This window comes from Rhizobium sp. 32-5/1 (assembly GCF_029537235.1).
Classification (GTDB): domain Bacteria; phylum Pseudomonadota; class Alphaproteobacteria; order Rhizobiales; family Rhizobiaceae; genus Pararhizobium.
Genome location: NZ_CP120639.1, coordinates 132,778 through 156,313 on the forward strand (window position 1 = coordinate 132,778; position 23,536 = coordinate 156,313).

Sequence of the window (23,536 nt, forward strand, 5' to 3'; positions counted from 1 at the left end):
GCCCCGTTGGACAACCATAATGATGGCGGCCTTTTTGGCCGCCATCACCTCGGCCGCTGACGCTGTGGACCATATCGTCGCGCCGTCGGACCGGGTTACGCTTTCGAGCGTCGTCGACAAGGCGGCCGCCGGCGATCGCATTATCCTGCGCGCCGGCGCCTTCTCCGGCCGCTTGGTAATCAGGAAGACCCTGACCGTGGAAGGCGACCCCGGTTCGGCGATCGTCGGTGACGGAACGGGCACCGTCGTCACGATTGACGCTCCGGACGTTGTCCTAAGAGGAGTCGGCATCAGCGGCTCCGGGATGGACCTCGAGACAATGGACTCGGGTGTATTCGCCACTCAGGCGGCAACGGGGGCATTGATCGAGAACAACGTCCTGACAGGCAACCTCTACGGCATCTACGTTCACGGCGCGGCGAAATCTCTGACCCGCCGGAACCGGATCACCGGACTGACGGACGGGCGATTGAGCGAGTCCGGCAACGGTGTGACCGTTTGGAACGCCCCCGGTGCCAAGGTCCTCGACAATGACATCAGTTTTGGCCGCGACGGCATCGCCACCAATGCCAGCAAACGCAATGTCTTTAGCGGTAACCGCTTCACCAATGTCCGCTTTGCCATCCATTACATGTACACCAACGACAGCGAAATCAGCGGGAACGTATCGATCGGAAATCTCGTCGGTTATGCCATCATGTTTTCAAACCGCCTGAGGATCGTCGACAACGTTTCGGACGGTGACAGGGATCATGGCCTTCTCCTGAATTTCGCGAACAACTCCCTGGTGTCGGGCAATTCCGTGCGCGGCCATCTACAGCCGGAAAGCCGGTGGACACTGGCCGGGACACGCGCTTCGAGCGAGGACCTCCCGGTGGACGACAGCGCACCGCAGGAAGAGGGTGACCAGTCCGGGTTTCGACCGGGTCCCGAGAAATGCGTCTTCATCTACAACGCGAACAAGAACCGCATCCTGGACAACGAATTCAACGGCTGCGCGATCGGCATTCATTTCACTGCGGGATCGGAAGGCAACGTGATGACCGGAAACGCCTTCGTCAACAACCGCAACCAGGTCAAGTACGCGGGCACCAGATACGTTGACTGGTCGGTCGACGGCCGTGGCAACTACTGGAGCGACAACCAGGCCTTCGATCTCGACGGCGATGGGATCGGGGACAATCCATATCGCCCCAACGATCTCATGGACAAGGTACTGTGGACTTCGCCGCAGGCGAAGGTGCTGACCACAAGCCCCGCTGTCCAGGTGATCAGATGGGCGCAGGCTCAATTTCCGGCGTTGCTGCCGGGCGGCGTGGTTGACAGCCACCCGCTGATGGCGCCTCCGGCGCACAGGGAGGTGCTTCAGTGACGAAACCCGCAGTCATCGTATCCGGTATTGCGAAGCGCTACGGAAAGGTCAGCGCCGTAAGGGATGTCTCGTTCCAGCTGAACGATGGCGAGATCGTTGCCCTGGTCGGCCACAATGGAGCCGGCAAGACGACGATCGTCAAGTTGCTGCTGGGTCTGATACGCCCGTCGGAAGGTAGCGTCGAGGTCCTCGGAGAAGACCCCGCAAGAGGTGACTTCGCGGTCCGCCAGCGCCTTGGCTACCTGCCGGAAAGCGTCGCCTTCCACATGGCTCTGACGGGGCGCGAAACCCTCGCGTTCTACGCCCGGCTGAAACGGATCGAAACGTCGCGAGCCGAGGAACTCCTGGACAGGGTGGGTCTCGCGGCGGAAGCCGCGGACCGACCGGTCCGCACCTATTCCAAAGGGATGCGTCAACGTCTGGGCCTTGCCCAGGCTCTCCTCGGTCAACCGCGCGTCCTCCTCCTCGACGAGCCGACGAGCGGACTTGACCCCGCCTTACGGCGGAGGTTCTACGACCTGCTCGACGATCTTCGATCAAGCGGCACGACCATCCTTTGTCATCCCACGCGCTTACCGAACTCGAGGACCGCGCGGACCGTGTCCTGATCCTCAACGAAGGCGTCAAGATCGCCGACGGAACGATCGAAAGCCTGAGACGCATCGCACGGCTTCCCACGAAGATCAGCGTGACACAGACGGAAGGCGGTGACGCGTCCCTTTCCTGGATGACTTCATGCCATGCCTGGACGAAAACGGGACCCGAAACCTTCGAGACCGAGGTCACGATGGAAGACAAAATCTCCCTTTTGAAGGAGGTGACAGGCAATCCTGCTGATGTCGCGGCCCTGCACGTGACGGAGCCGACCTTGGACGATCTCTACGCACATTTCCTGAACAGTCGGAGGGCGGCCCAGTGAAGAACATCCTGATCATCGCACGCAAGGAAGTGCGGGAGGGCCTTCGAAACCGATGGGTCCTCGCGACGACACTCCTGCTTGCGGCGCTTTCGTTGACGCTTTCGTTCCTCGGAAGCGCGCCGACTGGCAACGTCGGGGTCAATCAGCTCGACGTGGTAATCGTAAGCCTGTCGAGCCTGACGATCTTTTTGGTGCCGCTGATCGCCCTTTTGCTGTCGCATGACGCGATCGTCGGCGAAATGGAACGGGGGACAATGCTCCTGCTGCTGAGTTATCCGGTAAGCAGAAACCAGGTCATCCTCGGAAAGTTCGTCGGGCACCTTGCGATACTCGCGTTCGCGACTCTGTTCGGCTACGGAGCGGCCGCCGCCGCGTTGGCTGTCACCGGTACCGAGATCGACACGGCAAGCTGGTCGTCTTTTGTGACGATGCTCTGCTCTTCGGTATTGCTTGGGGCGGTGTTTATCGCCATCGGCTACCTTGTCAGCGCCAGTGTCCGGGAGCGCAGCACCGCAGGAGGTGTGGCCATCGGCATATGGCTATTCTTTGTATTGATCTATGACATGGCGCTTCTCGGCGCCTTGGTCGCCTCGGGCGGGCACGCGCTGCCAGGCGGGTTGCTGGATGGGCTCCTGCTTCTCAACCCCACCGACGCGTATCGCATGCTCAATCTGGGCTCGGGAGAGGCGAGCGCCCTTTCGGGGCTTGGAGGGGTTGCCGAGCATACGGGGCTCACCGCCACCGTACTTGTCGGTGCGCTATTCGGCTGGGTCGTCCTCCCGCTTTCGCTGGCGGCCGCAAGATTCTCGAGGAGAGACCTATGAAGAAGTTCAGGATGCTGGCGCCGTTCGTGTCGATGCTGCTGCTGGCGGGCTGCGAAGGGGAGCAGAAGGCGGTCCCGCCCGCACCCTTCGCGCTGAATGCCGAGGCGATCGGTCGATACTGCGGAATGAATGTCCTGGAGCATGCAGGACCCAAAGGCCAGGTGATACTGGACGCTCGCGTGGGTGAACCCTTCTGGTTTTCTTCGGCGCGTGACACTCTGGCGTTCACAATGATGCCGGAAGAGCCGAAGGACTACGCCGCAGTCTATGTGTCGGACATGGGCAAGGCTCCCAGCTGGGAAACGCCGGGGGAGACAAACTGGATAGACGCCAAGTCCGCGTTCTACGTCATCGGAAGCGCGTTGCGAAGCGGCATGGGCGCGAGCGAGACCGTTCCGTTCTCCAGCCGCGACGCCGCCTTGAAGTTCGCCGTCGAAAACGGCGGCGAGGTGAAGTCATTCGACGACGTTCCGCGCGACTACGTCCTCGGTAATGGCGAAGCAGAAGCCCCGAACGACCAAGACTCCGCGAGAGAACCTCAGAAGAATGAGACGAAGGGACAGGATCATGGTTAAGACCTACAGTCGCCGAAGGGCCATTGCGATCTTCGCCGCGGTCGCGGGACTGCCGTTGCTGACAGGTGCAAGGTCGGTCGGCGATCCCGTGGCTTGGAACGGGTACGCTCTGGGAGCGCCCGCGACGCTGATCCTGAACCATCATGATCGCGCCGAGGCGGGGCGGCTCATCGAGCGTGTCGTGGCGGAGGTAGCCCGGCTTGAGGCCATCCTCAGCCTCTACCGCGAGGACTCGGCTCTGGTCGAACTCAACAGGGCGGGTTTCCTAATCGCTCCGCCATCTGATCTGGCGGCACTGCTGGATGCGTCCCGCGTATTCTGGAACAAGACGGGCGGCGCGTTCGATCCGACCGTCCAGCCGCTCTGGGCAACTTATCGGGACCACTTCAGCCGACCCGATGCCGACCCGTCCGGTCCTTCGCAAGGCGATCTCGGCCGCGCTCTTTCCCGTGTAGGCTTCGATGGTGTCAGGAATGACGAGGACAAGGTCGTCATGGGCAAGAAGATGGCCATCACCCTCAACGGCATTGCCCAGGGATACGTAACGGACAGGATCGTTGATATCCTTCGGGAAGCCGGGGTGACCAGCTGTCTCGTGGACATGGGCGAAGAACGCGCGATCGGTTCCAGGCAGGACGGAAGTCCGTGGAGGGTAGGGCTTGCCGAAAGTCAGGATTCCGAGAGGCCGGACCAAATTGTCCGAATCGTCAACAGGGCGGTTGCGACATCGAGCATGTCGGGTTTCCGTTTCGACGAAGCAGGCAAATTCGGCCACATACTCGATCCACGGAAGGGAGCTGTTGCGGCGTTGTACAGACGCGTCTCTGTTGTCGCGGATGACGCGGCTACAGCCGACGCGCTATCCACTGCCTTCAACCTGATGCAAGAGGATTCCATCGATTCGGCCATTCAATCGTTCCCTGAAGTGACAGTCGATCTCGTTCGCGCGGCCGGATCGAGGATTCGGCTAGGACGACAGATATAGAGGCCGTTAGAATTTCGATTTCGAGACTTCGCCTCTCTCGACCTGGGCAGGGCTATTCGAAGACCTGTTTGTTCTCCGACAAAGTCGCCATTGCGGGGTCTTCTATTGTCGAAGGGGCCGGCGCTTAGCGCCTTTATTCTCACGACAGGAGAGACCTGATGTCAAACCCGACCCCCGTTCCGGAAATAGACGTGCGGCAGATTCCGCCCGGTCATCGACACCCCGCCATCTTCGGCGTGCTCACCTCTCTACAGCCGGGAGGCGCTATGCAGGTAACGAGCGATCACGACCCGCGCCCGCTGCATACCCAGATCGAATCCCGGTATCCGGACGAGTTCGGATGGTCGTACCTCGAGCAGGGCCCAGACGTATGGCGGGTCGAGATCAAGCGGGCCGAAAGTTCGGGATGCGATTGCTGCTGCGGAAACTGATGGAGCTGGGCAATGCACGGAGCGTCGATATCCCGCTGGACAATGGCCTATTTCGCCGCTTCGCTCGCGTTTCTTATGAGTGGACTGGTACTGATGGGTTGCGGATATGGCCTGCCTATCGGCGCACTGGGCACTCCGGAAACACTGGCCGTCCTGCATGTCATAGCAGTTGGATGGCTGGGGCTGCTTTTTGCGGGAGCGCTTCTGCAGTTTGTCCCCGTCCTGGCAGCCACCCATCTTAGACTGCCGTGGTTGGCCGGGCCTGCGCTCGTTCTCCTGATCCTTGGCCTGGCGGTCCTCTCTCTCGGTTTCACTGCACTTTCGGGTCGGATAACCCTTCACCTCGAGGTTATGCCCTTGGGAGGTGTTTTCCTCTCGTCGGGATTCACAATGCTGACCGTGTCGCTCGCCACCACCATCATCGCTGAGAAGTCGTTCGACGTTCCCGGTATCCTTGTCTTGAGCGGACTAGCGGGACTTGTCGCCACGGCACTCACGGGAAGCGTATTCGCGGGTGTGCTTTCAGGCCTTGTCGATTTTCCGGATGTGGCTTTGCGTCTCTCAGACCTCGCTCCGTTTCATGCGGCGTCGGGCCTACTGGGGTGGATGACCATCACCGCCGTCGGAGTGAGCTATCGTCTGTTTGCGATGTTCCTGCTCGCTCCGGAGGTGAAAGGAAGCAGCAGACGCACGGTTTCAACCGCACTTTGCGCACTCTTGTTTCTGTGCGCGGCTGTCGCGTCAGGTCTGCACGGAACGAGCTTCTCGGCCATGTCGACAGCCGTCGCCGTCTTGGCGACCGGCGTCTCGACAGTCTTCTACGTCATCGACGTCTGGAGGATGTTTAGAGCCAGGCGGCGCAAGGTTCTGGAGCTCAACTCCGTCGCGGGTCTGGTGGCTCTCGGTTTTCTGGTGGCGGGCGTAGCGCTGCTGCAGTTGGCCTGGTTTTCCGGTGTCAGCATTCCTGTCGGTACCGCCGCCTTCTACGCACTAGCTCTGGGTTGGCTATCGGGTCTGGGCCTCTCCCAACTATTCAAGATCGTCCCGTTTCTGACGTGGCTGGAGACCTACGGTCCCGTCATGGGACGCGGGGCCGTTCCCAGGGTGCAGGACCTCGTCAACGAGCGCCGTGCGAGGGGATGGTTCGTCATATTCTATCTTTCGGTGACTGTCGGGGCAGGCGCCATCCTTGCCGATGCGGGGCTGTTTCTCCAGGCCGCAAGCCTCTGTCAAGGCGCTGCCGTCATCGGCCTGGCCGTGGAATACCTCCGCGCGCGCCGCTTGATCTACGCACCCGCCGATGTGCGCCTTCCCGACGGGGCGGTTATGCCACGTCTATTCTACGCCAAGACAAATCATCAGGAGTGAAAACATGGCACTGGAATTCATCGAGCTCGACGTGAGGCCAATTCTCGCAAACGGCGGCGCGCCTTTCCCGGCGATCATGACAGTGGTGGAGCGCCTCGCCCCCGGGCAGGGACTGATGCTGCTCGCGCCTTTCAGTCCGCAACCGTTGTTCAAGGTGATGGAGGAAAAGGGATACGTACACCGGGTTTCCGAACTCGATAGCGGCGACTTCGAAGTGAAGTTCACGCCACGCACAACCGAAGTTCTTGTCTCCGAGAACGTGCGTGATGGAGACGACTGGCCGGAGGCGACGCGCTCCTTCGATTTTTCCGAACTCGACCCGCCACAGCCGATGGTCCGCATCCTCTTAGAACTGGAGACCATGTCGCCTGGGGACGTGCTCTTCGCCGTTCTCGGACGCGAGCCGATCTTCCTGTTCAGGGAACTGACGAAAAGAGGCCACAAATGGGCTGGCAGCTATGACAGCGACGGTGAAATGTTCCGGCTGATGATCAAAACCGGGACCATGGCATGATGACCCGCGATACGGAGCTGTCGCTAGAGCAACAAGCGGTCATGGACGCCCTTCAAGGGGTCATAGACCCCGAGATCGGGCGGAGCGTGGTCGATGTCGGACTGATCTACGACGTCCATCCGGGGAGGGCCACATGTTGGGTATCACCATGACAACCACGACCCGGGGATGTCCCGCAACGCTGTTCCTGATGGACGCCGTCCGGGAACGCGCACTTGGCTTAGGAAATACGACCGCGTGGAAGTTCGCTTGACATACGAACCGCCGTGGTCGCCGGAAATGATGGCAGAATGATCGAGACATAGCGCGTTTCAGGACCCGAGCGGTGTCTCGAATTCGGGGTTTCGTCCGAAGGCGATATGTCACGCCGCGCGGGCGGAAGGCTTCCTTCTGAAGAGTAGCATCGGCGCGTACTCGATCAGGTACAGCCCAAATGCGCCGATCCACAAGGCGGCCGCAACGGAATAGACCGCGACGATGTGCTCCGGAATGAGGGTCGCGAGTGGCCTGGTCAAAGCGCATAGGAATATCGCGCCGTAGGAAAAGCAGGTTGGGAACGAAGCGGTGAGTTCCCTTCCCGTGTGACCTCTCGTGGCGCGGGTCATGACAGCAAGCATCATCGCGCTGACAGTGCCCACGGTGAAGACGTGTATGGCCGCCGACAGGTCCAATAACGCCGCCGCCGAAAGAGATATGGCCGTGAAGCCGATAGGCACGAAGGCATATGCGACGTGCAGGACCATCACCAACGGCTCGGCGGAAGTCTTCCATCCACCCCATCTCCTGAGCCGTACGGAGTGCAGCACGGCGGCAAGGCACGCGGCGATCGCTGTCGGAGTGCCTTCAGGCTGCGCGATCCAGAGCACGAAAACGGGAACGGTTAGAACAATGGTCGCCAGGTCGAACCTGTTATACGGAACGGGGAAATCGGTCCTGCCCGCTTTGCTCAGCCAGTTCCGGGTGAAGCTCGGCAACATCCTTCCTCCGACTATGACGATCATCATCGTGAGGCCCGCCAGAGCCAGCCGCGTGGAATGGTCAGCCCCGCCGCCCAGGACCGTCTCGTAGTGATAGCAGGCATTCGCGATCGCGAGCGCGCCGAGACCAGCGACGACTCTCAGGTCCGACCATTTTCGTCCGGCTAGGATCTCGCGCAAGCACACGACGAGCATGGTGGGCAGAAACGCGCTTTCCACCAGAATCGAAGGCAGCAGCCCAAATGCGTCCGGGGCCAGCATAACGGCTCGCCCGGCAAACCAGATAAGAAACAGAAGCATCAACGGCCTTCCGGATACAGGAAGGCGACCTGTCCAGTTCGGAACCGCTGTCAGCAGAAAACCTGCGACAATGGCCGAGCCGAAGCCGAATAGCATTTCGTGTGCGTGCCAGGCAGGAGCGCCATAACTGCCGCCGATGTCCATGCGGCCGGAAATCGCCGCTATCCAGACGGCCATCGCAACGCACGCCCAGGCGGCGCCTCCAAGAAAGAACGGGCGGAAGCCATACGAAAACAGAACGGGTCCCGTCGCTGACAAACCTCGAGGTATGCCGCCCTTGCGGCGCTGGGGTTCAATGGTGTCGTGGGCCATCTATCGCTCCTGTTGTTACCTGGAGGATAGGACAGCCATGATCACGGGTCTTTGCGCGAAAACAAGCTTAGGTCGGTGGACGAAGATGCCGATGCGTGATGCAGAGCAAAGATGTATTCCGGCAGCCGTTCCAAACGGTCGTCGTGATCCGATCCAAAAGAGCATCTCGCGCGCCCCAGCACTTCCTGGTCGTATGCGACCGATATTAGCATCGGCGCGGCACGGTGTTGTTCCATGTCAAACATTCCGCCACTGGAAACTGCTACGGTCGCCCCAGTCGCGCACGGGAGGCATCGTTGAAACTAGATAAATCGGTCGTCAAGTCCTTCCCCATGTTCGAGAAGATGCCTGACGGCGATATTGAGGCCTTACTCGCGCTGGCCGTCTCCCGACGCATCTGCCCCGGAGATGCGTTCTTTGAACAGGGCGGCCCGGCAACACACTTCTATCTGCTTATCAACGGCCGACTGAAAGTCACGCAGGTGACCCCTGACGGACAGCAGATCATCGTTCGTGTCGTCCATCCAGGCGATCTGTTCGGTTTTGCCAGAGCGCTCAGACGTGCCGACTATCCGGGCACGGCAATCGCGGCTATGGAAAGTCTGGCCCTTAGCTGGCCGACCGAGCTATGGCCGCAATTCATCAACCGAAGCCCCCATCTTGCCGTCAGCGCGCTCAATACCATAGGACAGCGGCTGGAAGAGGCCCACACCCGCATCCGTGAAATGTCGACGCAGGAGGTGGAACGAAGAGTGGCCCATACCGTCATCCGCCTCAGCAAACAGGCGGGCAGGGCGGAAGGGACGGGGATCAGGATCGACTTCCCGATTTCCCGGCAGGACATTGCCGAGATGACGGGGACGACGCTTCACACCGTGTCCCGGATTCTGAGTTCGTGGGAAGCGATCGGTCTCGTGAAAGGTGGTCGACAAAAGCTCCTCTTGCGAGACCCCGCCGGATTGCAGGCCTTGGCGAACGCGCTTGAATAGACGTCTGGAGCCATCATTTTTCGGCAGGGAGTCCCCCAGCCGCTACTGATCTCCGAGTAATGATATTAAATCTTGATATAGGAATGACGATAAGCAATCGTTCTCTTTTGGAGATTTTTGTAGCGTCACTGGCGCGTTTTGAATGGACACAAATTTGTTTGTCGAGTGCAGCCCAAACGGGGACTTCACCCTGGATTCGAGCGAGATCGCTTCCCGGTTTGGGGTGTCGCAATCGGATTTCCGCAGGTACATTCAGCGTGGTCTTGTCGCCAGTTCTGTAGAGATCGGTTCGGATGAGCACGCAGGGACGAGGCGTCTGTCGCTACGCTTCGGCAATCGTCAATGGTGCGCAATCGTCGATATGGAAAATACGGTTCAGCACGAGGAGCTGACGTTCCTCAGTGGTAGATCGTCGAGACGAACACCGCGTCCATGAATACTGTCTTCAAAGGAAGCGTGCACTGCATTTGCCGATGACAGGAGCAGGAATATGCCGCAAAAAATGCAGCGCATTGGTGGTGGAATGGACAATGAATTGCAAGCAAGGCCCGCTCATGATGTCGATATCGGCAATCGGGCGGATGAGGAAATGAAGGCGCTGGGCATTGATCGCGCCTTGATTAGCGCAGTGGTCGATACATTTTACGCGCGCGTGTTAAAGCATCCGGAGCTCGGTCCGGTTTTCGACGCACGTCTTTCGGGACGCTGGTCGGAGCACACACTGAAAATGAAAAGCTTCTGGTCAGCGGTTGCCTTCCGAGATGGCACATATGGGGGAAACCTGTTCAGGCCCATCTAGGGGTAGCCAACCTGACGCCAGAACTGTTCCCAAAATGGCTGGAACTGTTTGAAAAAACGCTGGACGACGTTGTGACGAATGAAGAAGCCAAGGCATGGTTTGTGGCGGCGGCGCAGCGTATCGCGCGAAGCCTGACGCTGTCATTATTCTACAATCCGGCACTCGATGACCCTAACCGGCGGTCATAAATGGCAACGAGCTTCTCGGCCGATCGCCGAGCTATCACCATTTGCAATGCCGACACACTCCTGAAATCGATGAGATCGAATAAATTGCCTCGCCTGACGAACGACAGGCTGATCTTTAAGTCGAGCTCCATAAGAGACAGGAATGCAAGCTTGAGCCAGAAGCCGTTCTCGTTCAGACCGCTTTGATCGATACTCCCACCCACCGGTGCCGCCTTTCGCCGGAACACGACCTCCAGCCAACATATTGTATCGTCCGTTGGCAAGACGGGATGTCAGGCATACCAGTCAACCAAATTCTCCTTGATGGCCTGTGGTCCATAAGCATTGCTCGCTCCTATGCTTGAACGCCGTTCGATATGGAAAAACAAACAAAAGGCACACGGCTGAGAGGACTATGCCGATCTCATGCCGTAAATTGCCGCCCAACGGTATCGAGAGCATCAGGCCGCTCGCAAAAACGAGGCTCCCGATCGTTGCTGCCAAGTTGGAATAAGTGAAGGTCACCGCCGACAACGCCAGACTGGCGGCGAGCGTCGTCATGACGGGTGTATGCACAGCAAGGGCATTGTTTCGGTAAAGGATCAGAAATGGGTTCCAGCTGAGCGCAATGGCCGCCGTTAGACAGACTGGAATGTGAGGTAGCGCTAAGCGAACTCATCGGTCGGCCGACCTGCTCGACATTGAGCTTCCCTTCGGTGGCGGCCTGATAAGAGACTTCGCCGAGATTGCTGTAGACAACCTCCTAAGCTCACCGCGGGGTTCTCCTTCATAGCGGAATTTTGTGTTGAGGGGAGCGGCCGCGTTATGTAGCTATGATCAGTCGCGACGGAATGCGGTAGTTTTCAATTGTGTAGCAGGAGGCATCTTTGCTGAAAAATCTGGTTTTCATCACGACAATGTTCTTTAGCAATTTTGCGCTGGCCGAAGAGCAGAGTGTCTTGCTGTCGGGCGGACAGATCAGTGTGCCGGTCGGCCTTACCGTACAGGTCAAAGCACTAAGCATTGGTAGCGATGCCACCAAAATACGCCTTCAGGCGAGCTTCGACAGCCACAAAACCAATTTTGTTAACATGAACGATCAGGAGAATGCTTACATATCCTGGGGAGACGGTGAGCAAGACCGGTTGCACATGCGCCAGATTGCAGACAACAAATGGATGAGGGTCGTTAATGGCACGACGATGGAGGGGGACTTGATCTTTCCCGGTGTCATTCCTGCAGGCGTCACGAAGGTCGCGCTCGTTTTCAATGCGGGAAATTCAGGTGAAGATACAAATGCGCCAGGGGTGACCATCCCGTTGGAACTGAAGAAATGAGGGCACCCGTCTTCCTTGCTCTCCTCATGGCCAGTCCGGCCGCCGCGTCGGACTACGCGGTGGTGTTCAAAGACGGTTCGTTGCTCGATCAGCAATCGGTATTCCGGGAAATGACTTTTCCAGCGTCGACTTTCGTCGAGAAAATGCAGCCTAGCAGCGAGTCCTTTTCCACGGCGGGCTCTTCGTTCGGATTGAAAGATATGAGCGAGGAAACGCGGGTAAGGACGGAAACGGCCCTTTCCGAACTCGGCGCAAAACCGGAGGGTGGCCGCATCATCGTCGACCTGCCAAGCGATATTCTCTTCGATTTTGACAAGGCCGACATTCGACCGGACGCGCGTCCGGTTCTTACGAAACTGGCAAACGTTTTGGCGGCGATGAAGGAAAGGCGCGTTTCTATCATCGGTCATACAGATTCCAAAGGAAGCGACGACTATAACGACCGCCTGTCGAGCCGCCGGGCAATTTCCGTGAAAACCTGGCTTTCGGAGAGCGGCATAACGTCGGAAATGACGACGGAGGGGAAAGGCGAACGATTTCCGGTCGCCCCCAATGAGACGGCTGGCGGTGTGGATGATCCAAAAGGCCGACAGTTGAACCGCCGCGTCCAGCTTATTATCGGAGACGAATGACATGGCACTGACGGCTTGCCCTGAATGCGAAGGCAAAGTGTCCGATAAGGCTTTTGCCTGTCCATCATGCGGTTACCGGCTGGCCCAGCAAAAAGGTGGGAGTGCCTGGCCTGGCGTGCTCGGCGGTGTTGCAGGGACCTATATCTCGGCGCAGACGCTTGTTGCGATCATCGTTGGAAGCATAATGTTCGTTGCGTTTGCCGCCATCATGATCGCCGCCATCTTGAGTTAGCGGGCAATCCGCAGACATGACGTTTTCGTCTTGGCGTTCGCTAACCAGCAGCGACACACCATTTCAGCGAGGTGCGGATATCCTCCAGCGAGCGTCTCGTAGTATCTTACCGAGTGGCCGGCCCCACTCCGCAAGGACGCGCACTTGTTTGAGATTTTGGCATGCAGTCCGACGCTGGGCGGTATTGAATTAGAAACCGCGCATGGCAAATTCGCGGCCTTCGCCGAGACACATGATCTGCTGGTGTCGGAAACAAATGTGCTCGCGGGATCACGCCCGCGGCGCGACCGGGATCCGCAGGTGCGGTAGGCGTTTGACTCTGCGCTGTCGGTTCAAAACCGGCCCTAGTGCAGGTGCTAGAGGCGCTCGATCCGTGTGGCCTGCAGGTAAAATTGGTTAGGGCGGCATGAGCTCATTTCGGCTCCGAGAAATACCGCCCGGGCGTTACGCCGAAGGCCTTGCGAAAGCCGGCGACGAAGGCGCTGGGCCCTTCATAACCCAGCCTGTCTGAAATCTCCGCGATCGGGATGCCGAAGGACAGAAGCTCCACCGCCTTCATCAGCCGCGCCTGTCGCCGCCAGGCTCGATAGCTCAGCCCCGTCTCGGCAAGAAAATGTCGCTCGAACGATCGTTCCGAAAGCGCAGCGCGCTGGGCGACATCGGCAAGACTATCCGTCCGCGCGGGATCAGCGATCAGTTCGCCAATCGCCCGGCGCAGGCGTTCCGAGCTTGGCATCGGCAAATGCAGCGGCGCAACAGGTACTGTAGCCAGTTGGTCGATTATCACTTGCGCGAGCCGGCCGGCTGGCCCCTGGCCAGCTTCCTCTGGCGGATAATCCAGGAAAGCCAGGATAAGCTCGCGCAGTAGCGGCGACAGGCGGATGACCGATGGCTGGCTGGGCAGATGCGCCACCGCCTCGGGCCGGAAAAACAGGTAGCGCAATGAGGACCGCTGAAGATACTGGACGGCGTGTAGCACATTGGATGGAATCCATAATGCTCGCTCTGGCGGCACTATGAATGTGCCCCGATTTGTTTCAACCGTCACCGAGCCCGAGACGATATGGAAAAGCTGCGCGCGCCTGTGGCCGTGCAGATCGAATTCAACGCCCCGGTCCATCACGCCCGCAAAGCCGACAACGGCGGCTGGATAGTCCACCGCTTCGTCGAGACTGAGATCGGGGTGCGTGAGATTGGCCGGATGGATCATCCCTGATGGTCTAGCCGGCAGCGTGGAATGGCGCAAGCACAGTGGCGACTCGAAAACATAGATCGGCGGAATGACGCTAACACGATCAAGGTCGATGGGAATAAGTTTCTTTCATGGAGCCGCAATGGCGGATGCAAGAACCTTGGGAGTAGCGGATATGTGCGAGATTACAGCGAGCAGCGATCATCAGCCGGCTGCGAATGCAAAGCGTTCTGTGGATCCAGTTTCGGCACGGAAGGTGCTGCAAGGCTTTATCGCTCATATTAGCCAGGAAGTCTGGATCCGGCGCGAAATCGCAAGGGCCCGCGCACTAGATGATCAGGTTCTCGCCGACATCGGTCTCGAACGTCGCGATATCAAACAGGCCGTTCGAGACGGGCGGTTCCGCGAGGCCAGCCACAACAATTCGAGGCGATCGAGTTCTCTGCAGATTTCCCCACTAAAGTTCTTTGAGGGTGGCCGACCATCACCAGTCCGAAGTTCTTCCAGACGTTGACGGCGATGAAGAGCAGTCCTTTGATGCGATTGACGTGGAAGACGCGCTCGGCGATCAGAGTTTTCCGCTCCCGGCCGATCCGTCGGTTGTCGTCTTCCTCGCGTGAGAGAAGTTTGACGATTGAGCACGCAGGTGGCTCGCCACGTTTCATGCCACCAAAGCGCGGATCAGCGTTTCGCCGTCGATACGGTCGGTCTTCGCCCGGCGATGTCGACGCGGCATGGCATTTGATGCGGCTTCTACAATGTGCTCTCGATCCAAGCTTCCTTGCTGAGCACTCGTCCCAGCCCGAAGCCGTCCGGCCCGGCCTCCTGGATCACTACCAGTGGGTAAAGCATGTTCTTTCGCCGAGTGGCTTTCTGACGAAGCGCTGCAAAGAACGAGAACAAGCCGGCAATATCCCCTCTAGTAACGGAGTGGCGGGACATCTTCTCGCCGCCAGGTGACAGGCACTTGAGCGCTTCGCGGCGGAGCGCGAGGGTTTCCGTATCTTGGCGGAACCGTTCCTGATTATCAGGCAAACGATCGCTGTGGGCTGAGCGGTGGTTCGGTTCCTGCAGTGCGAAGGCATCGGGCCATGTAACGTATTGAAAAATGACCGCGCGTGCGCCCAATGTATATCCCATTGACATATCCCGGAGGAAGCGCTATGTACATCATATAGTCTGTGATGCAATCTGGAGAGACGTAGGGTGGAACAGGGTGCAGTATTCCAGAGCAATCGAAGCCAAGCCATCCGTCTTCCCAAGGCAGTCGCTTTGCCTGATGACGTAAAGCGCGTCGATATTGTAGTCGTTGGACGCACTCGCATTATCGCGCCTGCAGGCGAGGTCTGGGACAGCTGGTTCGAAGGAGCGGCCGCCACATCCGACTTCATGAGTGAGCGTGATCAGACCGCCTCCCAGGAGCGCGAGGCATTTTAATGCTGAAGTACATGCTGGACACCAACATTTGTATTTTCACAATCAAAAATCGACCACAGCAGCTGCGCGAGGCGTTCAATCGTTTCCGTGATCAATTGTGCATCAGCTCGGTCAGTTTGATGGAACTGATTTACGGAGCTGAAAAGTCAGCCAGTCCTGAAAAGAACCTTCCCGTTGTGGAGGGCTTTGCGGCGCGCCTTGAAGTGTTACCGTACGATGAACCGGCAGCAAGCCATACCGGTCAATTGCGGGCCGAACTGGCGCGCAGTGGAACTCCAATCGGTCCATATGATCAATTGATTGCAGGACATGCTCGCTCGCGTGGGCTGATTATGGTTACGAACAATCGAAGGGAATTCGATCGCGTTCCCGGCTTACGGGTGGAAGATTGGACGGGTTAGTCTCAAACGTTTGCTCACCGTAGCCATCGACAACCCAGGATGATGTCTCTCCGCAGAAACCTACTGCCGGGTCAAAGGTTCGTATTGGTTCAAGGCGTAGGATGGATAGGTGCCGCTTACCCATCGCTCCCGTTTTTCGACCGGCGATGGCATCGCGGTCGGGAAACGAGGTTGTCGTCGATGCTCGCTGTTATGGTCGCCGCCATGGAGCTCGGGCCTGAAGGAGCATGATCGTCTGGCGCTGGCGCGTAAGATGACGGAGCGGCGGCTGGTCGGGAGGCTGACGTCGACAAAGCTGCCGGGGCCGATCGATTTGGTTGTCTCACGGCCGCTGGTGTCGGCCGGTATGATCGCGAGAGAACTTGCCGTCACGCTGCGGGCGGCGCTGCGGATTGTCGAGGTGTTGGGGTTGCCGGAATGGCGGGGAGGGACTTCCCGGTGTGGGGCGTGATCTAGCACTACTTTGGCAGATACGGGCAAGGCTGGTTTGAGATGATTTGCGCTCTCTTTGCGGATTTCGCTAAATCGGGACAGCGGTTTCAGCAAGTCGCGGACAAGCGTTTCGCTAAGTCGCGGACAACGGATGCGATCGAATCCCTGTTGCCTTGTTGCTGTTATGCGTGATTGATTTCGGTTATTTCGTCGCCGGTCAAGAGCGTCGGCGTTTTTCGTTTGCGCATGCTGTCGCCTTCGAGAGTGATGCGGTGTGCGTTGTGAACAATGCGATCCAAAATCGCATCGGCCAAAGTGGCTTCTCCAATCATTTCGTGCCAGGCGGCCACCGGAAGCTGAGCTGTGATCAGGGTCGATTTCCTTCGATATCGCTCCTCGAAGATCTCGAGCAAATCGAGGCGCTGTCGGTCATTCAGGGTATGGGTTCCCCAGTCATCCAACACCAGCAACTGAACACGTGCCAGCTTGTCGATGAGGCGCGGAAAGCGTCCATCGAGCCTGGCAAGTGCAAGATCCTCGAAGAGCCGCGGCATACGAACGTAGAGGACAGAGTAGTCGAGGCGGGCCGCCTGTCTCGCAAAGGCGCAGGCAATCCAAGTCTTTCCAGTGCCCGTTTGGCCTGTCAGGATCAGGTTCTCGTTTGCCTTCAGCCATGCACCCTGCGCCAAGGACAAGACATTGCGACGATCAAGGCCGCGGTGAGATCCAAAATCGATGTCTTCGATCGAGGCATTGGCAAATCCAAGCTTTGCCGTGGCGAGCCGGTTGGTCAGCCGTCGGTCGGTTCGGAGTGCGATCTCGCGGTCGAGCATGAGGCCAAGCCGTTCGTCGAAGCTAAGATCATTTCCATGAACTTGCTCAATAAGTTCGCGATAGGCGGTTGCCATTCCGGCAAGACCAAGCGCACTCATCTGGTCCAGTGTTGGATGTGTCAACATTTGATGTCCTTTCATTCGTAGTAGGTTTTGCCGCGGATATTGCCGTGCGGCGGTGCCGGCTTTACGGTCTCGCTTGCGGCAGGAGCCTGATCGAGACCAGATCTGAGAATGTTGGCGACGGACGAATAGGTCAGTGCATTGATGATCAACGCACGCTCACAGGCCAGCTCTAGCCGATCGGTTTCGTAACGACGCGCCAGGAAGAGAATGCCCTGAGCGGATCTGTAGCCTTGCTCCGGATGCGGCCGATCGCTAAGCAGACGCTCGATAAATATCGCCGTATTGGCCCCAACCTTCGCCGCTTCCTTGCGCAACGTGTGAGGCGTCATGTTTGCATAGCGCTGGTGAGCTTTCGGCATATGCTCATTGACCGTGATGTGGCCGGAACGCTGGGAGCTTCGGATGTGGCTGGCGACCCGCTTGTGGTCAAAGAAGATCTCGACCGCTCGATATGTCAGCCTGATATCGACCTTCCTGCCGATCAGACCGTGCGGAACGGAATAGAACGTCTTGTCGACGTCGACATGGTAATCGGGATGAACCTTGGTGACCTTCCATTCCGCGTATTCAAACGGCGTTGGCGGCAGTGGTTTGAGCTGGGAGCGCTCGACCTCATCGAACAGGGCTCGCCGGGATTTGCCATACCGGCGCATCGTTCGGCTGTTAAGGTCCTCGATCAGAGCGCTGATGCGGATATTGAGATCGACAAGGCTGAAGAAGCGGTCGTTTCGAAGTCTGGCCAAAACCCACCTCTCGACGATTAAAACTGATCCCTCCGCGGATGGTTTATCCCGAGGACGCCTCGGGCGTGCTGGCAGTACGGTCGTATCGTAGTGTTCGGCGAAGGCAGCAAATGTCGCGTTCAACGTCGGTTCGAACCAGAGAGCCTTGGCGACCGCGGATTTGAGGTTGTCGCAGATCGTCGTCTTCGTCACCCCGCCGAAGTAACTAAAGGCTCGCTGGTTTGCCTCGATCCAATCCGGCAGCTTCTGACTGAAGCTGGCATAAGAGAACGTCAATTGTGATGCGCTCAGGACGGCCACGTAGATCTGCGCTGCCCGGATCTCGCCGGAAGAGGGATCGATGATCGGGACAGTATGGCCGGCATAGTCGCATTCCATCGAGACACCAGCCACGTGACGACTTCGATAGGTGGGTTTGGCGCGGCTCTCATAATCGGCAAAGCGGCAGCAGAACCAGGTGTAGCCGTATCCATCCGGATGGGCCTCCCGGTATTCCTGCCATAGCAGGTTGAGCGTCACGCCTTTGCGTTTCAGCTCGCTGGCCACCTTCTGCCAATTCGGCTCATCGCTGTCCCGAGGAGGACGCCCCATCCGGCGGAAGAGGCGTTGCTCCAAGAGCTCGCCATCATCCGGCCGGGTGGAAGCGGCCATGCTGCAAGCCGGCCTCCCGCGCCCGCAGCAGATACGTCGAGACCGACGTCTTGCTCATCTTCAGCCGCTCAGAAACGGCGCGTATCGACAATTCCTGGTCGAACGTCAGCCGCAGTATCGATCGAATGTCTTTCACGCCAGTATGTCTCGCTTGCTTCCGTCTAGGCATTAGGTCCTCGCTTAAAACAAGAGAACAAATTGCCAGATCGGCGCTCACAAGATTCGATCGAAATCCGCTGTCGCTTCTGTCCGCGACTTACTGAATTTGCTGTCCCGAACTTTCTGAATTCGGTGTCCGCAACTTACTGAAATCCCTGTCCGGGACTTGTGAAACCCGCACTCTCTTCATTGGGAGCGCGATATGGCCGATTTGGATACGGAGCTTTCAGCATTTTTGCAGCCATTTTTGGACAAGCTGGGACACAAGAAACGACGACAGATGTGTCCGCTTTACCTATCCGGGCTCATTGGCCCTGGTGACCGCAAGAGCATTGAGCCGATGGCGGAACGGTTTGCTCCAGGCCAGTATGATCGCCTCCACCATTTCATTTCCGATGGCGTTTGGGATGCTGCGCCTCTTGAGACTGAACTCGCGCGACAGGCGGACAGGATCGTTGGTGCATCCGATGCGTTTCTGGTGATCGATGACACCGGTCTGGCTAAGAAGGGCGATCACTCGGTCGGGGTCGCGCCGCAATATGCTTCGATGCTAGCAAGAGAGCAAATTGCCAGACGTTGGTGTCGGTGACGCTTGCGCGAGATGAGGTTCCAGTTCCGGTTGGCTTGCGTCTGTTTTTGCCCGAGAGCTGGACCAGCGATACGGAACGGCTGATCAAGGCGGGGGTTCCGGACGGCATGCGAACGTCTCGTACGAAGCCGGAGATTGCTCTTGCCGAGATCGATCGGTTGACCGCGTCGGTGTCCGGTTTGGCACAGTGTTGGCAGACGCAGGCTACGGCCTATCAGCCGCTTTCCGACAGGCGCTGAGTAGACGTGACCTCACCTGGGCGGTCGGAATCCCCAAGCATCAGAAGGTCTATCCCTATGATGTCGGGTTGATCTTTCCCATCTCCGGGCATGGCCGCCCTCGTAAGCATCCGATCCCCGACACCCTGTCGGTCGCCGCAGAGACGATGCTGACACCTTCACGCTGGAAGAAGGTCAGTTGGCGTCGTGGCACAAAGGGCCGCCTGACGGCACGTTTTGCAGCATTACGCATCCGGATCGCCGACGGCACGCCGCAACGGATTCTCGACAAGGGACAGCAGCACATGCCGGGTGAGGAAGCCTGGCTGGTTGGCGAGTGGCGATCAAACGACGAGCGCAAATACTACCTGTCCAACTTGCCACCCGATGCGACATTGAAAGTCCTGGCGGCGGCCATCAAGGCGAGATGGGTTTGCGAGCAGGCGCATCAGCAGATGAAAGAGGAACTCGGCCTCGACCACTTCGAAGGCCGATCATGGCAAGGACTGCACCGACACGCCCTCATGACGATGATCGCCTATGCCTCCTCCAGCACCACAGATTGCAGACTGCAAAGCGGGGAAAAAAGACGCGACGAGTTCGTCATGGGCCACCTGAACCGACCTTGCCAGCCGTGCGGAGAGCAGTCATCAACGCACTTGCTCTACCGACAGCACAAATCCGATGTCCGCACTGTCGACAGCACTTTACAAGCAAAAATTCAATTCTGCCAAAGTAGTGCTAGCGTACAGCTCTCGCTTTCAGAGCCCTAGCGATCTGCTGCACGCTCTCTTGGGCTACTAGGGTGCGCGCTTTGTCTTTGCCGTCTTTATCTTGCGCAACCGATATGAAAGAAAGTTTAGTCCCATTCGGAACGGGGGTAATGTCGGACACCTTTGAGGCGTCTACTAGGATCTGTTCACCTCTGGTATTGGTTAAAAATAGCCACATACTCAAAACTCCACTTTGGGCCAGTAATAGATTAGTTATTACGCGCACTCTGCTTTCCGTCAACACTCTTTCAACTATGTGGTAAAATGCTAAGTTTTGCCAGCACCAATTTTGGGCGAGATATTGGACGTCTAGTGAACCGACGAAGAACGCTGAGCGGTTTGTTCGAGCGGCGATATTCCGCTCACACCGGCTAGGATAGCCGCACTCTGCGGCGCGGGGAATGGCGCCTAGGGCGCTGCCCAACCACCCGCATGGGGGTGTCAATCTTCGACGAGAGACCTGCGCGACGGCGCCCTCGACCTTGCCGACCCGCTCGACAAGATCATCCATGCGCCGGTGCATCGAAGACCGGCTGACGTCCGATTTATCCTCGGAGCGCCGAAAGTCCTCGCGGAGATTTTCACCTCCGCAAGGCGCGTACCCAGCTGCTGGTGCACGCTTTCATCGAAATCGCCCGCTGCCATCCGTATCTACTTCACCGGCGGCTGCGGCGTGGCGAGACCGGCAACACCGTCCCGCGTGATGTTGATGCCGAGCTTGATCACCTTGTCGGCCAGCAGAAAACCCCTGCGACCTTCGCCGCCGTGATCGGATCGAGCCCCAGTCCCGTCCAGTCGAAGGTGATCAGCGTTCCGACGATCAGGCCGATGAAGTTCAGGATGTTGTGAAACAGGTTCGTGTTCATGGTCATGTCCTTTCAGGTTTTGGAGAGAGTTTCAGAGACGCGCGGCCTGGACGTGCATCCAGTCGAAGTCGCGGGCCTTGCCGAGCGAAAGCCAGCCCTCGCTTTCCCAGACGACCCAGAAGTGACCCGCATCGGCATGCGAGAGGCGCGCCTGCGGCTTGTGCACATGCAACCCGTTGCGCAGCGGATCGAAGTCAATGGCGATGCCGTAGGCCTGCATGGAATAACTGTTGCCGCCGCGCATCTTGCGCACGTTCAGCGATCCACCGATCTGGTCGATGCCCAGGCTTGCCCGTTCCTTTGCATTGTAGATCTGCGCCACCCGTTGCAAAACGCGCTCGGCCGAGGCCGCCACTTTGCGATGCAATGTCATCTTGCGCAGACGCGTCGAGGGCGCCCATGCGAGGAACATGTCGAACGGAACATCGATCTGCACCTGGTTCTGCCCGACAGGACCATAGACAGCCAGGCACTCGGACTGCCGTGGCCAAACCGTCTTGGACGCCTGAAACGTTTCCTTGGCAGGCACGATGTCCCGGTTGGGGATTTCGGTCATGATCTTTGGCGGAACGGCGCTAGCCGAGGCACGCAGGGCTGCCACCACCTTCGGATCAGCGGTCCCGTCAATCGTCAGGCCGTTGGCCTTTTCGAAGGCCTTTAGCCCAGCGATCGTCACCGGCCCGATATATCCATCGATCATGCCCACCGGCCAGCCATAGCGATGTCCTTTGGTTTCGAGTTAAGGCCCGCAAAAGCTTGGTCAGGCATAGAGATGCTGACACAATTTTAGGCGCAGCTATGTGGAACAGAACGGTAACGATTGAACTACGTGGACGTGGAACGATTCATGTCCGCAATATTCGAAGCACCACTGAGGCAGCGAATTGCCTCTTGGGCGAGTGGCCGGTCAAAAGCGGGGGCCATTCAAGCAAGCCGTCGTTAGCTGCAAGATGGCTTTGTCGGGAGAACTCCCCGACGCACTCGCAAGATTTCTGTTTCAGGATGCAGCGCGAGCCGCTGGATTTGACGTTTCATTAAGTTCGGACATTGTGCAGCACGATCACTTCGTCACTGAGATTTCAGACGCCGCCGCAGAAATGTATGCCCAATCCTTATTAGGAGAGTCAAATGTTTGAAGATGACATAACGCGCCTAGCTTGGGCTATTGCGGCCAAACATTTCGCTCGCGGACAGACTGACCCCACACCCATGATAGCGGAAGGTATGCGATTAGAACGTGAGCGTTGGACTAGCCCGGAAACCAACGCGGACAATCAGCGGAAAACCGCTCAGTCATGACTTACGACTGGGACCGCAAAACAGTTCGGAGCCGCACAAAAGCGCAGCCGCACGTACCTATGTGGCAGAGATCGTCAGCATGGCGATGTCCTTTTAGGTTGCAGCGACAACAAAGCCGCTCTACATCCAGCGTTATGGATGTCTTTGCAAGACTTGTGATGAGAATGGCCTATTGGGTGAAACACCCGCCATCACGCACGCAGCTTTATATCGCGGCCGCCGTTATCGTTCTCGCTGCCGCGATCATGAGCATCGAATGGCTAGGTTACTGGCCGGAGTGGATGAAGGTCGAACGCCTCCCACGTCAGACCAAGCTCGGATAGCGGCTACCGATAGCGGCATCGACAAGAGCGCGTGACGCCGTGTCGCTCATATCACCAGCAAACACCTGCACGGCTGCGATCTTGCCCGAACGAAAATCGTTAGCATCCAGATTGTCTACCATGTCGCGGACGCCAAATAGCGAAAACCGGGATTGCCCATAGGTAAAATCGTATGTGACGGACCCAGCCAGCGTGCCGTCGATATAGATGCTCAATAACTTTGTTGTCTCGTTGTAGGTGACAAGCGCGTAGTGGAAAGCGGCGCTGCTCGCGGCCACGGATAGCCTCTGCGTCAGCGCCATCGCTGCATCCAGGGTCATGATCCGAAAAAGGTTGGATGTCCGAAGCTGGAATGCGATGCCGTTGCCGTCGCTACCGACAACACCGAATACGGTAGCTTGTGCGGAATCCCCGGCTTGGGCGACAATGGCGACGGACCAGTCAGCATTTGCCGGAAAATTGCTCGACGCCGTGTAAAGCCGACCCGCCGGGTTTGTTGCTGCACCAAGGGCATAAGGTTGCCCATCAGTCCCTCCTGATGCAACCCATGTTGGCAGAACTGCACGGGCAGGCTCCGCACGGATATTGCCGGTGCTGTCATACCACCCGTCGCTTTCGATTTCGCAGTGGGCCGCCGAATACCAATGTGTCATGCGGCTGTCCAGCACCAGAGCACGTTCCTGTGGCGTCAACACAATGTCGCCTGTACCGAGCGCGATATCGGGCGCAGCCTCAATGATTGTTGTCATTGCCATATCTAG

26 protein-coding genes and 7 pseudogenes are annotated in these 23,536 nt (G+C 58.2%); 22 read left to right on the forward strand and 11 right to left on the reverse strand.

Annotated elements, in window-relative coordinates:
• The first annotated feature begins 19 nt into the window (after positions 1-19).
• From P6U16_RS22045 to P6U16_RS22085, 9 genes and pseudogenes are all read left to right on the forward strand, one after another.
• Positions 20-1,372, forward strand: coding sequence for a nitrous oxide reductase family maturation protein NosD (locus tag P6U16_RS22045; RefSeq protein WP_277704496.1), 1,353 nt, complete (start codon positions 20-22; stop codon positions 1,370-1,372).
• Positions 1,369-2,291: pseudogene (locus P6U16_RS22050) on the forward strand (ABC transporter ATP-binding protein). The gene P6U16_RS22045 and the pseudogene P6U16_RS22050 overlap by 4 nt, the downstream one beginning before the upstream one ends.
• Positions 2,288-3,115 carry an ABC transporter permease gene (locus P6U16_RS22055; protein WP_277704497.1) on the forward strand — a complete coding sequence of 276 codons (828 nt, stop codon included), beginning with the start codon at positions 2,288-2,290 and terminating at the stop codon, positions 3,113-3,115. The pseudogene P6U16_RS22050 and the gene P6U16_RS22055 overlap by 4 nt, the downstream one beginning before the upstream one ends.
• The gene (locus P6U16_RS22060) at positions 3,112-3,690 is read left to right on the forward strand and encodes a nitrous oxide reductase accessory protein NosL (protein WP_277704498.1); all 579 of its coding nucleotides are present in this window, start codon (positions 3,112-3,114) and stop codon (positions 3,688-3,690) included. Before P6U16_RS22055 ends, P6U16_RS22060 begins: the two co-directional genes overlap by 4 nt.
• Positions 3,683-4,675 (forward strand): FAD:protein FMN transferase, encoded by a 993-nt coding sequence (locus tag P6U16_RS22065; protein ID WP_277704499.1) that lies wholly within the window; start codon positions 3,683-3,685, stop codon positions 4,673-4,675. Before P6U16_RS22060 ends, P6U16_RS22065 begins: the two co-directional genes overlap by 8 nt.
• Before the next feature lie 158 nt (positions 4,676-4,833).
• Positions 4,834-5,106: a DUF2249 domain-containing protein gene (locus tag P6U16_RS22070; RefSeq protein ID WP_277704500.1), complete on the forward strand. Its 273-nt coding sequence runs from the start codon at positions 4,834-4,836 to the stop codon at positions 5,104-5,106.
• Between the two features lie 12 nt (positions 5,107-5,118).
• A complete protein-coding gene (locus P6U16_RS22075; protein ID WP_277704501.1) occupies positions 5,119-6,474 on the forward strand; it encodes a hypothetical protein in 1,356 nt (451 codons plus the stop codon).
• 4 nt (positions 6,475-6,478) lie between these two features.
• Positions 6,479-6,988, forward strand: a complete 510-nt coding sequence (locus P6U16_RS22080) for a DUF2249 domain-containing protein (RefSeq protein ID WP_277704502.1) — start codon at positions 6,479-6,481, stop codon at positions 6,986-6,988.
• A 41-nt stretch (positions 6,989-7,029) separates the two neighbouring features.
• Positions 7,030-7,140: an iron-sulfur cluster assembly protein gene (locus P6U16_RS22085; RefSeq protein ID WP_277704858.1), complete on the forward strand. Its 111-nt coding sequence runs from the start codon at positions 7,030-7,032 to the stop codon at positions 7,138-7,140.
• Positions 7,141-7,350: 210 nt separating this feature from the next.
• On the opposite strand, the gene P6U16_RS22090 is transcribed toward P6U16_RS22085, so the two are convergent.
• Positions 7,351-8,577: an NnrS family protein gene (locus P6U16_RS22090; protein WP_277704503.1), complete on the reverse strand. Its 1,227-nt coding sequence runs from the start codon at positions 8,575-8,577 to the stop codon at positions 7,351-7,353.
• A 296-nt stretch (positions 8,578-8,873) separates the two neighbouring features.
• Between P6U16_RS22090 and P6U16_RS22095 the strand changes: the two genes are divergently transcribed.
• From P6U16_RS22095 to P6U16_RS22105, 3 genes and pseudogenes are all read left to right on the forward strand, one after another.
• Positions 8,874-9,566 carry a Crp/Fnr family transcriptional regulator gene (locus tag P6U16_RS22095; protein ID WP_277704504.1) on the forward strand — a complete coding sequence of 231 codons (693 nt, stop codon included), beginning with the start codon at positions 8,874-8,876 and terminating at the stop codon, positions 9,564-9,566.
• A 142-nt stretch (positions 9,567-9,708) separates the two neighbouring features.
• On the forward strand, positions 9,709-10,002 hold the full coding sequence (locus P6U16_RS22100) for a DUF6522 family protein (protein ID WP_277704505.1): 294 nt from the start codon (positions 9,709-9,711) through the stop codon (positions 10,000-10,002).
• 87 nt (positions 10,003-10,089) lie between these two features.
• Positions 10,090-10,553, forward strand: a pseudogene (locus P6U16_RS22105) (truncated hemoglobin).
• On the opposite strand, the gene P6U16_RS22110 reads toward P6U16_RS22105, so the two are convergent.
• Positions 10,514-10,756, reverse strand: a complete 243-nt coding sequence (locus P6U16_RS22110; protein ID WP_277704881.1) for a hypothetical protein — start codon at positions 10,754-10,756, stop codon at positions 10,514-10,516. The pseudogene P6U16_RS22105 and the gene P6U16_RS22110 overlap by 40 nt on opposite strands.
• A gap of 82 nt (positions 10,757-10,838) precedes the next feature.
• The gene (locus tag P6U16_RS22115; protein ID WP_277704506.1) at positions 10,839-11,093 is read right to left on the reverse strand and encodes a hypothetical protein; all 255 of its coding nucleotides are present in this window, start codon (positions 11,091-11,093) and stop codon (positions 10,839-10,841) included.
• Between the two features lie 326 nt (positions 11,094-11,419).
• Here P6U16_RS22115 and P6U16_RS22120 point away from each other — a divergent pair, with 326 nt between their 5' ends.
• The 4 genes from P6U16_RS22120 (at position 11,420) to P6U16_RS22135 (ending at position 13,042) form a co-directional block, all read left to right on the forward strand.
• Positions 11,420-11,869, forward strand: a complete 450-nt coding sequence (locus tag P6U16_RS22120) for a hypothetical protein (protein ID WP_277704507.1) — start codon at positions 11,420-11,422, stop codon at positions 11,867-11,869.
• 200 nt (positions 11,870-12,069) lie between these two features.
• Positions 12,070-12,501 (forward strand): OmpA family protein, encoded by a 432-nt coding sequence (locus P6U16_RS22125; RefSeq protein ID WP_277704508.1) that lies wholly within the window; start codon positions 12,070-12,072, stop codon positions 12,499-12,501.
• Between the two features lies 1 nt (position 12,502).
• Positions 12,503-12,733, forward strand: coding sequence for a hypothetical protein (locus P6U16_RS22130; RefSeq protein WP_277704509.1), 231 nt, complete (start codon positions 12,503-12,505; stop codon positions 12,731-12,733).
• Positions 12,734-12,877: 144 nt separating this feature from the next.
• Positions 12,878-13,042, forward strand: coding sequence for a hypothetical protein (locus P6U16_RS22135; protein WP_277704510.1), 165 nt, complete (start codon positions 12,878-12,880; stop codon positions 13,040-13,042).
• Positions 13,043-13,145: 103 nt separating this feature from the next.
• On the opposite strand, the gene P6U16_RS22140 is transcribed toward P6U16_RS22135, so the two are convergent.
• On the reverse strand, positions 13,146-13,853 hold the full coding sequence (locus tag P6U16_RS22140; protein ID WP_277704859.1) for a helix-turn-helix transcriptional regulator: 708 nt from the start codon (positions 13,851-13,853) through the stop codon (positions 13,146-13,148).
• On the opposite strand from P6U16_RS22140, the gene P6U16_RS22145 reads away from it, so the two are divergent.
• Positions 13,797-13,949, forward strand: a complete 153-nt coding sequence (locus P6U16_RS22145) for a hypothetical protein (RefSeq protein ID WP_277704882.1) — start codon at positions 13,797-13,799, stop codon at positions 13,947-13,949. The two genes, P6U16_RS22140 and P6U16_RS22145, sit on opposite strands and share 57 nt — an antisense overlap.
• Positions 13,950-14,342: 393 nt before the next feature.
• Here the strand turns inward: P6U16_RS22145 and P6U16_RS22150 are convergent.
• A pseudogene (locus tag P6U16_RS22150) lies at positions 14,343-14,888 on the reverse strand (IS110 family transposase); the annotation flags it as partial.
• Positions 14,889-15,131: 243 nt separating this feature from the next.
• Here P6U16_RS22150 and vapB point away from each other — a divergent pair.
• From vapB to P6U16_RS22165, 3 genes are all read left to right on the forward strand, one after another.
• Positions 15,132-15,362: a type II toxin-antitoxin system VapB family antitoxin gene (gene vapB / locus P6U16_RS22155; RefSeq protein WP_277704511.1), complete on the forward strand. Its 231-nt coding sequence runs from the start codon at positions 15,132-15,134 to the stop codon at positions 15,360-15,362.
• Positions 15,362-15,763, forward strand: a complete 402-nt coding sequence (vapC, locus tag P6U16_RS22160) for a tRNA(fMet)-specific endonuclease VapC (protein WP_277704512.1) — start codon at positions 15,362-15,364, stop codon at positions 15,761-15,763. Before vapB ends, vapC begins: the two co-directional genes overlap by 1 nt.
• A 109-nt stretch (positions 15,764-15,872) precedes the next feature.
• On the forward strand, positions 15,873-16,214 hold the full coding sequence (locus tag P6U16_RS22165; protein WP_349017730.1) for a helix-turn-helix domain-containing protein: 342 nt from the start codon (positions 15,873-15,875) through the stop codon (positions 16,212-16,214).
• 163 nt (positions 16,215-16,377) lie between these two features.
• Here P6U16_RS22165 and istB read toward each other — a convergent pair whose 3' ends face one another.
• A complete protein-coding gene (istB, locus tag P6U16_RS22170) occupies positions 16,378-17,154 on the reverse strand; it encodes an IS21-like element helper ATPase IstB (RefSeq protein ID WP_277704513.1) in 777 nt (258 codons plus the stop codon).
• A gap of 11 nt (positions 17,155-17,165) precedes the next feature.
• Positions 17,166-18,717 (reverse strand): annotated as a pseudogene (gene istA / locus P6U16_RS22175) (IS21 family transposase).
• Between the two features lie 270 nt (positions 18,718-18,987).
• On the opposite strand from istA, the pseudogene P6U16_RS22180 reads away from it, so the two are divergent.
• A pseudogene (locus P6U16_RS22180) lies at positions 18,988-20,287 on the forward strand (IS701 family transposase).
• Between the two features lie 466 nt (positions 20,288-20,753).
• Here P6U16_RS22180 and P6U16_RS22185 read toward each other — a convergent pair.
• The 3 genes and pseudogenes from P6U16_RS22185 to P6U16_RS22195 all read right to left on the reverse strand — a co-directional run.
• A pseudogene (locus P6U16_RS22185) lies at positions 20,754-20,932 on the reverse strand (DUF1515 family protein); the annotation flags it as partial.
• 77 nt (positions 20,933-21,009) lie between these two features.
• The gene (locus tag P6U16_RS22190) at positions 21,010-21,153 is read right to left on the reverse strand and encodes a hypothetical protein (protein ID WP_277704514.1); all 144 of its coding nucleotides are present in this window, start codon (positions 21,151-21,153) and stop codon (positions 21,010-21,012) included.
• Positions 21,154-21,184: 31 nt separating this feature from the next.
• Positions 21,185-21,862 (reverse strand): annotated as a pseudogene (locus tag P6U16_RS22195) (M15 family metallopeptidase); the annotation flags it as partial.
• A 748-nt stretch (positions 21,863-22,610) separates the two neighbouring features.
• Between P6U16_RS22195 and P6U16_RS22200 the strand changes: the two are divergent.
• Complete coding sequence (locus P6U16_RS22200; protein WP_277704515.1) at positions 22,611-22,775, forward strand: phage tail protein; 165 nt, start codon at positions 22,611-22,613, stop codon at positions 22,773-22,775.
• On the opposite strand, the gene P6U16_RS22205 is transcribed toward P6U16_RS22200, so the two are convergent.
• Complete coding sequence (locus tag P6U16_RS22205; RefSeq protein WP_277704516.1) at positions 22,757-23,467, reverse strand: LamG-like jellyroll fold domain-containing protein; 711 nt, start codon at positions 23,465-23,467, stop codon at positions 22,757-22,759. The genes P6U16_RS22200 and P6U16_RS22205 overlap by 19 nt on opposite strands.
• Positions 23,468-23,536 lie beyond the last annotated feature (69 nt).